This window comes from Lactococcus taiwanensis (assembly GCF_017068355.1).
Lineage (GTDB): Bacteria > Bacillota > Bacilli > Lactobacillales > Streptococcaceae > Lactococcus > Lactococcus taiwanensis.
This window is the reverse complement of the sequence record NZ_CP070872.1, coordinates 1,893,984-1,907,743: the sequence shown is the minus strand read 5'-3', so window position 1 is coordinate 1,907,743 and position 13,760 is coordinate 1,893,984. Positions and strand designations below refer to the sequence as shown.

The following is a 13,760-nucleotide window of genomic DNA, read 5'->3' as shown; positions in this document are numbered from 1 at the left end:
GGAGGTTTTTTTATTTATATTACGATTCGACACTTTTGTATATCTTTAGAAAAGCTAAGGTTTTTATAGTAATATAGAAGTAACAAGAGATTGTTTCACGTAAACTATTCATTGCAAGAGCTCATAATTTTCTAATAAAGGGTAAGCATTCTTAGGAAAGGAGACTAGCAGATGAGTCCAAGGAAAAACAATCGGAACGTGTTATTTTATCACTCTATTCATGAGAAAAAAACGACTCATTTTAGAGCGTGGAAAAAAGGTAAAACGTGGCTCTATCTGGGCATGACGCTTAGTCTTCTTGTAGCTGGCTTAAATCCCATCGCTTTACCTTTTATCGGAACTGTTGGGCTAATCAAAGCGATAGCGGCCACATCGCCAATACAGGGCGGCCAAAGTCTACACCCTGCAACCTATGATACTTATGATACGGGTAATCATTCTTATAATATGAGTGATTTTCAAAATGGAGCTAACTATACGTTGGGTGGGACTGCGAGATACACGACCACTTCTGGTGGGAGCACCACTTCATCAACTCCGACAGGATATCTTGATATGACTACGACGACCAGTCAAGTGGGTTGGGCGAGTTTTAATGGTTCACTTGATATGACAAAGCCGCTGGCACTAACGGTTCAGCTGAATTATTCAACAGGCTACAACAATGCAGGGGATGCTTTGGGACTTATTTTGACCCCTGCCACCCCTGCAACCATGTCCTCCAATATGCCTACGGCAACAGGAGGTTATTTAGGCATCCAAGGCTTGGCTAATACTTACTTCTTAGGGCGGGACCTTTATTCTAATCTGAGTGATGGGAACAGCCAACAAGATGGGCAGACGGCGAACGGTTGGGTATCTGGGTCGGGTTCTGTTATGGCAATACGGCGGACTGACTCTTATGGGAAACTAGAACAAGCTCAATACCCACTCGTTGGAACAAACAGCAGTCATAGTCCATATTATGATGCAAATGGACAAGCTTATAATTTAGCAATTGAGAGTGCTTCGTCTTTTAGTGAAGCCACCACAGTCCTGTGGACGCCTGATAGTACAAATACAGCCGCCGCTGGCTACCAATCTGGCACACTCCAGCTCAGTATTACACTTGCTTCGGGGACGACTCAATATCTCTCCGTTGCTGCGCAACTGCCTGACTCAGCGACATTAGGCTTTGTTGGAGCTACAGGGGGTTATGGCTCGAATCTTTCCGTGAATGTTTCTAGCGCCACTGCGTCAGTTACCCCGCAACGTGGGACAGAAGATGTAGCTGTTAATTATATTAACAGCTATACTGGCAAAGCAATTAGCTCAAACGGCTGGAAGCCGTCAACCATTTTGGCAAATGTGGGTGATACAGTCACGATGACAGCCCCTGGTGGGTCGGCAAGTAGCACCCCAGGTGTGAAGGGAACTTATACCTATGTGGCACCTCTACCGACAGGATACCAATACACAAATGTCAATGGAACAGCGACAGGAGCGTCGCTAGCGATTACCAATACTTCGGTTAATACTTTTAATATCAATTATGCGCCTTATATCAATAATACGGCCACTTTTAACTTCACAGGAAGTTCATCAACAGTTTCAGCGCAAACTTACAGCTCTGTCATTACTGATGATGCCATGCCCAGTACATTGTCAGCTGATTTGACAGCGAAAGTCCCTGCAGGTTACTATATTTCGGCTATTCAATCTACTAATACGGATTATAATGGAGCAGCTGACCCTGCAATCACTGGTGGTAACACAGCAACGACCATCGCTAATTTTCTAGCGGCTCATCCAAATGAATATAATTTATTGGAAACCAGTGTTAATGCGGTTTATAGTGGAGCTTACACTTACCAAGTGACCTTAACTCCACTGACGCAAACGGCCACTTTTAACTACACTTGGGCCAGCAATACTCCTGGTACCACTGGCAATGCAGGGAGCTTGATTCCTTTTGGCAATCCGTCAACAACCAGCTTGCCCGCGAACACGACAGCGACTGGTGGTACAGACACACCTATTGCCAACCCAAGTCCAAATTTACCTACTTGGAGCGATCCAGCATCTGCTAGTGCTCATCCTTTCACCTCGGCAGTACTAGGCTCCTCAATTGGTTGGCAGATGAGCAATCCAGTTACTGGAGCACTACTGGCGAGCTATTCAGGTAGTCCTTATGAAGTCGCAACGAGCGCCATCAATCAAGCTGGTGTGACGACGACAGCACTCAAAACTAGTAGTGGTTCTGGTCAAAGCTTTGATAGCAGTGGCAACTCGTCCAATGTGACAATGCCAGGCAGTCCGCTCGATTATTATCTGTCAAACAGCACGACGAATACTTACCACGTCGGTGGCAATACCTTTACGACAGTGCTTATTCCTAACAGCACGAGTGTCATTTGGACAACGCTAGCAGTAGATAGCAGTGGTCAGCCGCTGACAGACGATCCTAACTTTGGCGAAGCAGGTAATCCAACCCGGGGCTATTTTGCTAACCAAGGGAGTGCTACGTCAGGCCTTTTAGCAGGAAGTCCGCTCACTGATCAAACAGCAGCACAGCTTGGCGAGCTGGAGGCAACGCCAGCTGATTTGACAAACGTAAATGGCTCAGGGAAAACTTATTATCTGACGGGCGGTTATAGTTATACTGATGACACGGTCAGCACCCAAACCACTGATAAAGGCTATAATACGTTGACACATTACGCCTCCTGGGCCGATTTGCTTGCAGCACACCCTAATGTGACAAGCTCTGATCCTGTCATTGCTATGGAAGTTGCGCTTGACCAAACACAGTTGACAAGTAAGGCAACGGACCAAATCTTACCTGGGGCAACTTACAATCCGATCAGTGATTTGACCGCAGGGCTTGATCGTGACGGAACCAATGCAGACAATGATTTTTCGACAGTCAATGGACCAGTGCAAATCACAATTACTGATAGCTCAGGAAATGTTATTGATGCAGCGAATGTTAGCAGTAAAACAGGCACTTACACCGTGACCTACACCGCCCTCAATGGCGCAGGCTATACCGCATATCAAAAATGGCTGCTGACCCACGCTGACGGCTCCGTCAGTGATTATCTAGCGACATTGTCAGCTGATGAAAATGCTGACCAAACGGTCAGTAGCACCACGCTTCTTACGGTAACTGATGATACAGCCCTGAGCAGTAACAGCCAGCACACAATTTCTAAAATCCTCGACTATCAGCCAGAAAGCGATCTGATCAGTGCCTTTGACGCTGACGGACAAGATAATGACAGCAATAAAAATACTGTCAATGGAAATGTCATTCTCGTCAGCATTACGGACAAAAATAACCAGACGGTCTGGCAAGGCTTATCTACGGATACCTTACCAGCGAATACCCTGAGCGCAGGGACTTACACCGAACGTTACACTGCGCTCAATGGGTCAGGTCAAATCGCTTATCAAAACTGGCTGACGACCAATCCTGACGGTTCCGTCAGTGAATATTTAACGACGCTGACGAGTGACGAGCGCGCTGCAAATACTGTCAGTACCATCACCCAGCTTGAGGTCATATATTTTGAGCTACCACATGCAGGGGGCATTGGTTTGAGTACGCTTTTAGCGCTTGCCACGCTCAGTGGCTTCTTGTCACTTTCAGGACTGGCATGGCGAAGCAGAAAGGAGGATCAGTGATTTTCATAACTTCTTTTGATTCGATAGTGTTACCAGCAATACTTACAGGAAAGGTAGGCAAACAGAAATGACCTTAAAACGACTCCATAAAAAGTTCAATATCGCAAGTATTTTATTAATCTCTGCCACGACCTTTACAGGCTTTAGCGCACCGTTGGTCTTGGCGGATATTACGGGCACAGGAACAGGCTCTATCGTCATTGATGCCCAACAAGCAGCGCCCAGTAAAGATACTTCTGGCAATGTGACCAATTATCCAGGGACGACCAATGATGGTTCGGACCAAGCGAGCTTAGATACATCAGGTGTAGCAGGTGATGGGACGGGCAATACCAATGTTGGTGGAGCAGCCACCCCCGATGCTGCCGGTGGTGTCTATGGGATGGCGAATGTCTCCTTCCATGTCCAATCCATCGTTGCAGCCGATGGGAAAACGCCAGGGGATATGTCAGCGACTGACAGCTCGACTTACCAAACTGGACCCAATGGTGACACGACGATAACTACTGACAGTACAGGCATTGCTACCGCAACGAGCCTCCCTGATGGCTATTATCTGATCCACGAAACAACAATTGTTGGCGGGATTACGCCGATTGCTGATTTTATCGTCCAAGTCGTCAATGGCAATACAACCAAAGTTTATCCCAAACTTAGCTTGACCACGGCAAATAATAATACAGGAACGGAGGTTAATCACGACACTAATCCCATTGATGGCTCTGCTATTCCTGTAAAAAATGGCGCCACAAATGCCGATTGGTCGCCCAATAATGAAACGACAACAGCTGCCGAAGGAAAGCAAGTAGACATGATTTTAACCCCAACCTTTGACGCTTCGATGATGACTACCGAAGCCATTGCCAATGGTGCAGCAAATTCAACTGCCAAATACATCATCACAGAAAATATCGACAAAGGTGTCACTGTAAGCAGCAGTGGAATCACGATTGATGGCTTGACGTCAGGGACAGACTACACGACTACAGTGACAGGAGGTTCTGGCTCGCCATCAGTTGTGACGATTACACTAACTCCTGCAGGGATTGCTAAGGCGGCAGCATTGACAACAGATGGCGATGCTACAGCGACAAATACCCAACTGAAAGTGACCGTCCCAACTACCGTTGACTCGGATTTTGTCGGAACGGTCAACTCCACCTATACCACAACGGTGACCAATGCCTATGGGACAACTCTAGATAATACTGACACGTCAACGACTAAAGAAACGATCAACGTCGCTGGTGGACAATTAACCAAAGAAGATGCTTCGACAAAAACACCACTTGCAGGAGCAGAATTTACAATTGTTGCTGCAGCTAGTGCTGCTGATGCAGTCGCCGTAGCAGGAGGTGATACGACCAAAGGCACTATTGTTGATAGCACAGCAACCAATCACACTACAGCTAGTACAGGCATCACGACCTTTGAAGGCTTGAGTTTACCTGTTGGGACCACAGGAGACGGCACAGCAACCACAGACGGAGTGACTTACTGGGCAGTTGAAACCAAGGCACCCACAGGATATCAGCTACCAAGTGGTAGCGCATCAGCCACTCAGTTGACTGTCTCAACAGGTAGCTCTCCTCTGTCAAACGTCACAATTGACAATAATCGGACACTGGATTTACCCTTCACTGGTGGGCAAGGAATTTTGGGAATTCTTGTACTATCAGGCATGATTGGAACAACAGCGTTCTTGATTCGTCGTCACCAAACGACCGATGAAGAAGCCAGCTACTAGGACTTCATTTTGAGAGGATTATTATGAAATTTATTCAACACAAGGCCTCTCAAAAACAGCAGAGGCCAAAGAAAAAACGCCGTCTTATCCTGCGCAATGCTCTAAGTATTCTGCTAGCAATTATTGCTCTAGGGTTGCTTTTTTATCCAATCGTGGTAAATTTCATGGTGGCTCAGCAAAATCTTACAACCATTCAAAACTATCGCGCACAAGTCAGTAAAATTCCCGCCCAAAAAGAGCATGAACTGTTGGCTAGTGCAAGATTATACAACGAATACATCTATGCTGTTAGTCAAGGTGTCGCCTTCAAGAAGGCTCTCCCTGATTATAACAAGCAGCTATCCCTCGATGAGAGTGGGATGATGGGTTATATCGCGATTCCACAAATCAATGTCCGGAATGTTCCTATCTATCACGGCGATTCTGAAAAGATTCTTTTTGCAGGTGTCGGCCACATCCCACAAACCAGCCTCCCGATAGGTGGAGTAAATACACACGCCGTTCTACCAGCCCACTCTGGACGGATAAATAATACCCTCTTTACAGAACTTGATAAACTGAAACTTGGTGATGTTTTCTATTTGAGTGTTCTGGATTTAGACTTAAAATACAAAATTGATAATATCAAAGTGGTTGACCCCAAAGATATTTCGTCGCTCAACGTGATCAAAGGTAAAGATTTGGTGACGCTTGTCACTTGCTATCCAACAGGGATAAATAATAAGCGCCTCTTGGTCACAGGGGAGCGTGTTCCCTATAACCAAAAGCTACCTAATGAAGCAATCAACAGAAACTCATTTGGCTATAATTTCTGGGTCATGCTAGCATCTGGAGTATTAGCGCTGTTAGGGTTGGTCATTCTCCTCTATTGGCTTTTAGCCAACCAACGCCCCCTTTACCAAGTTAGTTTGGAAAAATTAGAAAAACCAACACTAGCCCATGACAGCTTGAGAGGAGATTTTGGAGCGGGTTTCTACTTGGTCACAAGCAAATCAGTCGCTATTGCACAAGCAGAAAAAATATATCCTGATCAGCCCCTTTACCTGAACGTTTATCGTTTGAGAAAACATAAAGAGCTGTCACGTTGGATTTTTAAAAATAAAAGTGAAAACTGGAAAAAATATCTGTCAAAAGTAAAAAATTCAAATTTCGTGGATAAAGAACATGAGTTGATTATTGGACCGCACCCAACCGCAAGAAAAGCGCAACAATATTGTCTAAAATCCCCAAAAGCACTTGACCACCTCCATTATCTCAAAAGCGTTCCCCTCAGAAAAGGAAAGGAGCAATCATGATGCACAAAATGAAATATAGCTGGATGATTTTACTCCTTTTTCTGGGAAATGTTGTGTTTACAAAAAATAGTTTAGCTGAAGAGGTCCATACCCAACAGCTAGTCATCGTCAAATATGGATTGACTGCTGGTGCAACGGGCTTTATTCCCTCACAGACAACTGATGATGGGCAGAAAATTAATAATCTTCCAATTGATAATCTAGGCAATCAATTGTCGCCGATGGCTGGAATTCATTATATTGTACAGCGGTTTGTCCCGACAGGAGCAGCTCGTGATGTAGCGACGGAAAATCCCAATCCTTCGACTTATCGTTTAGTTGGAAGCCCACAAGAATTAGTCACTGATAAAAACGGTATGGCGACCACAATGTTACCGGACGGTGACTACTTGATTAGTGAGCAGCCAAATCCGATGCTCAAGCTTTCACAAGCTTCACCTCCCGTTGTGGTGAGGTTGCCCTTACCTGACACCACAGGTATAGAAACTAAAGATACTGTTTATCTGTATCCCAAATCGAGCGTAGATCCAGCAGAATTTATAACATCACTAACAAAACAAAAAGGGTCTAGGAAACTTAAAGACACACAAATACAACAAACCAATATTTTTGAAAAATACCTCCCTAAAACGGGTGTTAAAATTTCAATTTTGATGGGGTTACTAGGCATTTCTCTCTTACTTGGTGACATTATTCTGATGAGAAAAAGGAGGTAAACCCTCTTTTTTTGTACAGTATTGAGTAATTAAGAGAAACATGTTAAAATAATGTTATGTTATTATTTCTATGGGGTTTTACAACAATTATATTTGGGATTGCGTACCTTTTTCAGCTTTTAGGGTTAACCTTAATCGGACTTGAAATGGTAACGATTTTAATCTTGTTTATCAGTTTTTGGGAAAGCAGAAAAGGAAGATATCGTCGTATTATTGGGATGAATCTTATTTTGATTATTTTTATTGCTGTTTTATCCATCTCACAGCATACATTCACTTATATCCAGCATCATGATATCGAAAAACTGTTAGTTATCATTGTTGGCTTCATTTTAGCGCAACTTTTAGGCATTTTTTGGGGAAGACAATTTTATAAACAACAAAATAAAACAAAATAAAAACAGGTTGAATCATTCAACCTGTTTTGTTATTTCATCAATTAAGCTATTGATTTTTTCAATCCGAGGAGCAATAGAGATTTCAAATTCATTAACTTTTGTTTGCAGTGCTTTGCCAACTTGCTCTGCCTTGAGGGTTTCTTCTTGAACACGTGCTAAGTTGACTTTCATGGTTTTGAAATCATCTGAGAGTTCACCCATCATTGTTTTTAAATCCTTAAAAAGTTCAAACATTGCTTTCTCCTTTAATCTTTGTTGATTTGAGCCGCAATTTCAGCTAAGTCATAGTCGTGTGGAGTGAATTTACCAATAAAGCCATCGTTATCATCATAGCGGGGAATCAAATGCACATGCGTATGAAAAATTGTTTGACCAGCAATCTCCTCATTATTTTGCAAGATATTTATCCCTTTGGCTTGGAGTTTATGGACAAGTTTGTTGGCAATCAGAGGAACTTTACTGAATAATAGTGCAGCATCTTCGGGGCGCATTGCGAGGATATTGCGTGCGTGCTGCTTAGGAACGAGAAGGGTATGTCCTTTAGTTGTCTGAGTGAGATCAAGAAAAGCTACAACGTCATCATCTTCATAGATTTTTGTGCTGGGGATATCTCCAGCGATGATTCTGCAAAAAATACAATCTTCCATTTTATATTAGCCTCCAAACTGTTTAGCTTTTCTACCTATTGAGCGATGAATACCCTAAAAATTGAGCAGAATTGCTAAGGAAAATGTTATAATATACTTAGATTATACCAAATTTAAGTAGAATTGGAGTACATAACGTGGTACTAAAAATAACAAACTTAACGGGTGGCTATCTTGGGCATCCTGTTTTAAAAAATCTTAATTTTGAAATCAAAGATGGCGAACTTGTGGGGCTAATTGGTCTCAATGGTGCTGGTAAATCGACAACAATTCAAGAAGTGATTGGGCTTTTGACTCCTTACTCAGGACAGATTGAGCTCGATGGTTTAACTTTGCAGCAAGATTTAGAGGGCTATCGAAAAAAGATAGGTTTTATTCCAGAGACTCCAAGTCTTTATGAAGAATTAACGCTTCGTGAACATATTGAAGTTACGGCAATGGCTTATGGAATTCCTTTGGAACTAGCTCTAAAGCGTGCGGAAAAATTACTAAAAACTTTCCGATTAAGTGATAAATTGGACTGGTTCCCTGTTAATTTCTCAAAGGGGATGAAGCAAAAAGTCATGATTATTTGTGCTTTCTTGACGGAACCCTCTTTATATATTGTAGATGAACCCTTTATGGGATTGGATCCACTAGCGATTCAAGATTTGATTGATTTGATGTTGGAAATGAAACAAACAGGTAGCTCGATTCTTATGAGTACTCATATCTTATCAACAGCAGAAAAATTCTGTGATAAATTTGTTGTCCTCCATGAAGGTCAAGTTGTTGCTACAGGAACAGTAGAAGAACTTCGTCAACAATTTGGTCAGCCAGAAGCAAGCTTGGATGAAATCTATCTTTCTTTGACGAAGGGAAATTTCCCCAGCGACCCGCTGAAGAAGGGGGAAGAAGTTACTCATGACTGAAATTTTTGCGAAACGTCGAAAAGACTGGTACAAGCAAAATTTAAAATATCTTCGCTATGTTTTTAATGATCATTTTGTTCTATTCTTAATGATTTTGCTAGGTGCCTTAGTCGTTCAGTATGTGACTTTTCTTCAAACACACCAAGCACATCTTTTAGAGAAGATAATTCTTGTTGTGCTAGTCACAGTACTTAGTCAGCTTGTGGGACGCATCGCTACATTTGTGGAAGCAGCTGATAAGGTGTTTCTCCTTCCACAAGAACTCGCGCTAAAGCGTTATCTCTTGCAATGTCTAGTACGTTCATTGATACTACCAGCGGTCTTATCACTACTTTTGATACTCATTGTTGCACCTTTGTTGAACTTTAACGTAGTTATATTCATTATCTGGTTCATTCTTTTAGTGGCACTAAAAGGGGCGTGGTTTTACTCTCAAATCTGGCGTTGGCAACAGACAGGTATCCTGAATTGGACAGCGATGATTGAGTCAGAAGAAACACGTAAAACTGCTACTTTGCGTCTCTTTGCTTTATTTACGAATGTCAAAGGTCTAAAATCACATAGTCACCGTAGGAAATATCTAGATTTTCTTTTACCAGATACCAGAAGGACTTATGATTATCTGTTTATGCGGAGTTTCTTGCGCAGTGGAGATTTCCTAGGTTTAACCTTGCGACTTTTAGTTTTATCAATTCTGTCCATGATTTTTATCAGCAATGGGATTGTAGCGCTTATTATTGTCTTGGTCTTTAATTACCTCTTAATTTTTCAGCTCCTCTCTTTGCGTACGACATTTGATTATCAACTTTTGACACGAATTTATCCCGTGAAAAAAACGGCGAAAACTGCAGGTTTGCGTGTTGTTCTTTTTCGAGTGATGCTCGTAACCACCCTTATCGAATTGATAATGAGCCTAATCTTTATACGTCCAATTGTTTTGGCGGTGGTCATTTTTCTGTTTAACTTCATACTTACTAAGTTTTATGTTAGATTTAGATTGAAAAAATAAAAATAAAAAAGCTTCTACTTTATGAAGCTTTTTTTTATTTTAGTCAATGATTTTTGTACCATGAACAAACGAGGTTTGGCAAGCTTGCGCTAAACTTTCATAGTTTGCTGATGTCACACCTCCGCCAATCAAAATTGTAATCCGACCATTGGCATAGGTAACTAAATCTTTAATTTTTTCTGTGTTGAGTGGTTGATTAAGTGGGCCACCATGCATCAAAATTTTATCCACACCGAATTCAATCAGTTGGTCAATGGCTTCTTTTTGATTCTTAATTTCATCGAAGGCCATATGGAAAGTTACAGGGAGGCCTTGTGCGGCTACCATCACAGTTTCTAGGGCATCAGTATCTAATTCATTTTCCTCGGTCAACGCACCAAAGACAATGTTTTGGGCGCCAGCTTCAATGGCTTTGAGTGTATCTGTTTCAATGATTTTAAGTTCATAGGAGTTATAAACAAAATCTCCTGCGCGAGGACGAATCATCACTGCAAGGGTTGTTTTGCTTTCAGCAACGAGTTCGGCTGCTTGTTGAATAACACCGTAAGATGGGGTAGTTCCTCCCGCCGCAAGGTTATCACACAGCTCAATACGCTCTACGCCTTCTCGGATAGCATGAGGCACTTTCGTAAAATTTTCAACACAAAGTTCTCGAATAATCATAGTTTTTCCTTTCAAAAAGTTCTCTAACAATTATAAACGATATTATCAGGACTTGCAATGTTATAAGGGAAGGTTAAAATAAAAAAAGCTCGAATTGGCTGGAGTCGAGCATGGTGTAAAATAGCTTTGCGGTTATTAATCAATAAAATTTGTTAGTATTTAGCCGTAATTATTATAGCATGACGAGCAAGTTTTGTGATGTAACAAATGTGGGTATCAAAAATGATCAGAAAAGGCAGTTTAATCGACTGAAAGTTACTTTTAAGAGAAGTTGCATATCTTTGAGAATTGTTATAACATAATAGCTATGTTAAAAAAAATTGAAAAGTCTTATAAATTATTAGAAGAAAATTTGCAACTTGTAAGGTGTCCGCTTTGTCATCGCCCGTTCCAACTCAGCCCCTATGCTTTGCGTTGCGAAAATAAACATACTTATAACTTGAACAAAAAAGGCTATGTTAATTTTTTGCAAACAAAACCGGATACAGTACATTATACACGAAAAATGTTTGAACCGCGGCGACGTCTAATCGAATCAGGAATGTATCAACCACTTTTGAAAGAAATTCAGTTGATTTTGAAAGAGGGACATTTGATAGATGTGGGTACAGGTGAGGGGACATTTTTACAAGAGTTAGATGTAAAAGGAACAAAATTTGCTTTTGACATTGCGAAAGAAGGCATAGAAATGGCAACAGAACTCGAAATGAGAAGTTTTTTGAGCTTGGCTGATCTAACCAATCTCCCATTTGCTGATCAATCTTTTTCGACGGTTCTGAACATTTTTACCCCTTCAAATTATGCAGAATTCAAACGGGTACTTGTCCCAAGTGGAGTGGTAATTAAAGTCGTGCCTGACCGTTATTATTTACAGGAACTCCGTAACGTTTATGGACTCCCTATTGACTATGAAAACACAGCGGTTGTGGATCGCTTTAAAGCAGAGTTTTCTGAAGTAGAACAAAAGGAATTGCGTTATACTTTTGAACTCCCAGAACCATTACGCCAGGATTTCTTATCCATGAGTCCTCTGGAGTGGGCGGTTTCGCCAGAGCGTAAGGAGCAGGCGCGTAAAAATCCACCAATGCGAGCAACAATCCATGTCCAACTCTTAATCGGGCATAAATAAAAACCTATCTTAAACGATAGGTTTTGTTTTATTTCATGAGAAATTTAATTGCTTTAGAAATCCCTTTTTTGACAGAAACATAAAGGCCTAAAGAAACCACCACAGCAACGGGAACTGCAATCCAACTAATCAGCACAGAAACTAAAATATAAGTAATAATTGCAAGGAAAATCGAAAAAACAGCAATATTGGTAAAGAAATTTAATTCTTCGACCCTTTTATTGAATTGTCGTTGTTCACGTCCTTGAGTTTCTTCATAATTGTAATATTCTTGTTTTTCGTAAAAGTCTTTGAGATTTCTTAATTCCATAGATAATTTAGCAGCTTTCCGAGATTTATGTCATTATTATAGTATAAATTTATCCAATAAATGTTATATTAGAGTTAATTTGGTTACAAAAAAATTACTGTAAGCGCAAAACATGATTAAAGAGCCTGAAAAAGGGTGAAAAGAGTAGGGGATTGAGAGGAATCTTAAAGGAGGATCTTTTTGACACTCGCTTAATAGATTATTTTATAATATAATAGCAATATGATTACTATTACTTCTACGGCTGAGAGCGTTGAGCAAGCGAAGGCATTGCTTGAAGCAGGAGTCGATCGTTTATACATTGGTGAAGAAAACTACGGATTACGTGTTCCGACGGCTTTGAGTCGGGAAGAACTGCAGGAAATTACGAGATTAGCGCATGCAGCTGGAAAAACTGTCACAGTAGCGGTTAATGCGTTGATGCATACAGAAATGATGGCTAAAATTAAGCCTTACCTTGATTTCTTAGTGGAAATTAAGGTGGATCGTATTGCAGTAGGGGATGCAGGAGTTATCTTTGTTTTGCAACGTGACCACTACGCCCTTCCCTTTACTTATGATGCTTCCACGATGGTGGCGTCAGCACGGCAAGTTAATTTTTGGGCACAACAAGGAGCTGTAGAAGCTGTCCATGCTCGTGAATTACCTAAAGAAGAGCTAGCAGACATGGCACAAGAATTACAAGTTCCTGGTGAACTACTAGTTTACGGTGCAACTGTGATACATCATAGTAAGCGTCCACTGGTACAAAATTACTATAACTTTATCAAAACCGAAGAGACTGGAAAAGATCGTGCACGCAATCTCTTTGTTTCGGAACCCAAAAAAGAAGAAACCCACTACTCAATTTTTGAGGACAAACACGGGACGCATATCTTTGCAAATGATGACTTGGATATGATGACAGAGCTTTCTGATTTAGTGGATATGGGTTACGACCACTGGAAACTTGATGGTATTTTCACTCGAGGAGAAAATTTTGTTGAAATTACAAAATGTTTTGTGGAAGCAAAAAATCTGATTGAATCTGGAGAATTTACTGAACTTAAAGCTTTCCAGTTGGATGAAAAGGTGCGTAAGCTGCATCCAGCAGGCCGTACATTGTCACATGGTTTCTATGATTTGGATAAAGATGCTGTAAAATAAGTGAAAAATTTACTGACAGGTACGTCAGTAATTTTTTTGTTTTTGCCCACCTATTACCTCGATAAATACTATAATGTCAAAGAACTTTGTCATCTTTGACAGTTTCCATTTCCTTCAAAATCC

General features: G+C 41.3%; 13 protein-coding genes. 9 read left to right on the top strand and 4 right to left on the bottom strand.

The features are described from left to right. The first annotated feature begins 171 nt into the window (after positions 1-171). The 5 genes from JW886_RS09390 to JW886_RS09370 all read left to right on the top strand — a co-directional run bounded on the left by JW886_RS09390 (position 172) and on the right by JW886_RS09370 (position 7,822). Positions 172-3,666 carry a hypothetical protein gene (locus JW886_RS09390; protein WP_205871950.1) on the top strand — a complete coding sequence of 1,165 codons (3,495 nt, stop codon included), beginning with the start codon at positions 172-174 and terminating at the stop codon, positions 3,664-3,666. A gap of 67 nt (positions 3,667-3,733) precedes the next feature. Further along, the gene (locus JW886_RS09385; RefSeq protein ID WP_205871949.1) at positions 3,734-5,413 is read left to right on the top strand and encodes a SpaH/EbpB family LPXTG-anchored major pilin; all 1,680 of its coding nucleotides are present in this window, start codon (positions 3,734-3,736) and stop codon (positions 5,411-5,413) included. Positions 5,414-5,436: 23 nt separating this feature from the next. Next, positions 5,437-6,708, top strand: a complete 1,272-nt coding sequence (locus JW886_RS09380) for a class C sortase (protein WP_205871948.1) — start codon at positions 5,437-5,439, stop codon at positions 6,706-6,708. Then, on the top strand, positions 6,705-7,424 hold the full coding sequence (locus JW886_RS09375) for a pilin N-terminal domain-containing protein (RefSeq protein WP_205871947.1): 720 nt from the start codon (positions 6,705-6,707) through the stop codon (positions 7,422-7,424). Before JW886_RS09380 ends, JW886_RS09375 begins: the two co-directional genes overlap by 4 nt. Before the next feature lie 56 nt (positions 7,425-7,480). Then, positions 7,481-7,822, top strand: coding sequence for a hypothetical protein (locus tag JW886_RS09370; RefSeq protein ID WP_075525907.1), 342 nt, complete (start codon positions 7,481-7,483; stop codon positions 7,820-7,822). Between the two features lie 12 nt (positions 7,823-7,834). On the opposite strand, the gene JW886_RS09365 is transcribed toward JW886_RS09370, so the two are convergent. Both JW886_RS09365 and JW886_RS09360 read right to left on the bottom strand, forming a co-directional pair. Continuing rightward, positions 7,835-8,056 (bottom strand): hypothetical protein, encoded by a 222-nt coding sequence (locus JW886_RS09365; protein ID WP_075525906.1) that lies wholly within the window; start codon positions 8,054-8,056, stop codon positions 7,835-7,837. A gap of 11 nt (positions 8,057-8,067) precedes the next feature. Continuing rightward, entirely contained in the window at positions 8,068-8,469 is a 402-nt protein-coding gene (locus JW886_RS09360; protein WP_205871945.1) for an HIT family protein, read from the bottom strand. A gap of 137 nt (positions 8,470-8,606) precedes the next feature. Here JW886_RS09360 and JW886_RS09355 point away from each other — a divergent pair, with 137 nt between their 5' ends. Both JW886_RS09355 and JW886_RS09350 read left to right on the top strand, forming a co-directional pair. Further along, positions 8,607-9,380, top strand: coding sequence for an ABC transporter ATP-binding protein (locus tag JW886_RS09355; RefSeq protein ID WP_200407527.1), 774 nt, complete (start codon positions 8,607-8,609; stop codon positions 9,378-9,380). Then, positions 9,373-10,389 carry an ABC transporter permease gene (locus JW886_RS09350; RefSeq protein ID WP_205871944.1) on the top strand — a complete coding sequence of 339 codons (1,017 nt, stop codon included), beginning with the start codon at positions 9,373-9,375 and terminating at the stop codon, positions 10,387-10,389. Before JW886_RS09355 ends, JW886_RS09350 begins: the two co-directional genes overlap by 8 nt. A 39-nt stretch (positions 10,390-10,428) precedes the next feature. Here JW886_RS09350 and JW886_RS09345 read toward each other — a convergent pair whose 3' ends face one another. Then, a complete protein-coding gene (locus JW886_RS09345; RefSeq protein WP_200407525.1) occupies positions 10,429-11,052 on the bottom strand; it encodes a copper homeostasis protein CutC in 624 nt (207 codons plus the stop codon). A 307-nt stretch (positions 11,053-11,359) separates the two neighbouring features. On the opposite strand from JW886_RS09345, the gene JW886_RS09340 reads away from it, so the two are divergent. Further along, positions 11,360-12,181, top strand: a complete 822-nt coding sequence (locus tag JW886_RS09340; RefSeq protein WP_205871942.1) for a putative RNA methyltransferase — start codon at positions 11,360-11,362, stop codon at positions 12,179-12,181. A gap of 28 nt (positions 12,182-12,209) precedes the next feature. Here the strand turns inward: JW886_RS09340 and JW886_RS09335 are convergent, their stop codons facing one another. After that, entirely contained in the window at positions 12,210-12,491 is a 282-nt protein-coding gene (locus JW886_RS09335; protein ID WP_205871941.1) for a DUF3270 family protein, read from the bottom strand. A 222-nt stretch (positions 12,492-12,713) separates the two neighbouring features. On the opposite strand from JW886_RS09335, the gene JW886_RS09330 reads away from it, so the two are divergent. Then, positions 12,714-13,637, top strand: a complete 924-nt coding sequence (locus JW886_RS09330; protein WP_205871940.1) for a peptidase U32 family protein — start codon at positions 12,714-12,716, stop codon at positions 13,635-13,637. The last annotated feature ends 123 nt before the right edge of the window (positions 13,638-13,760 follow it).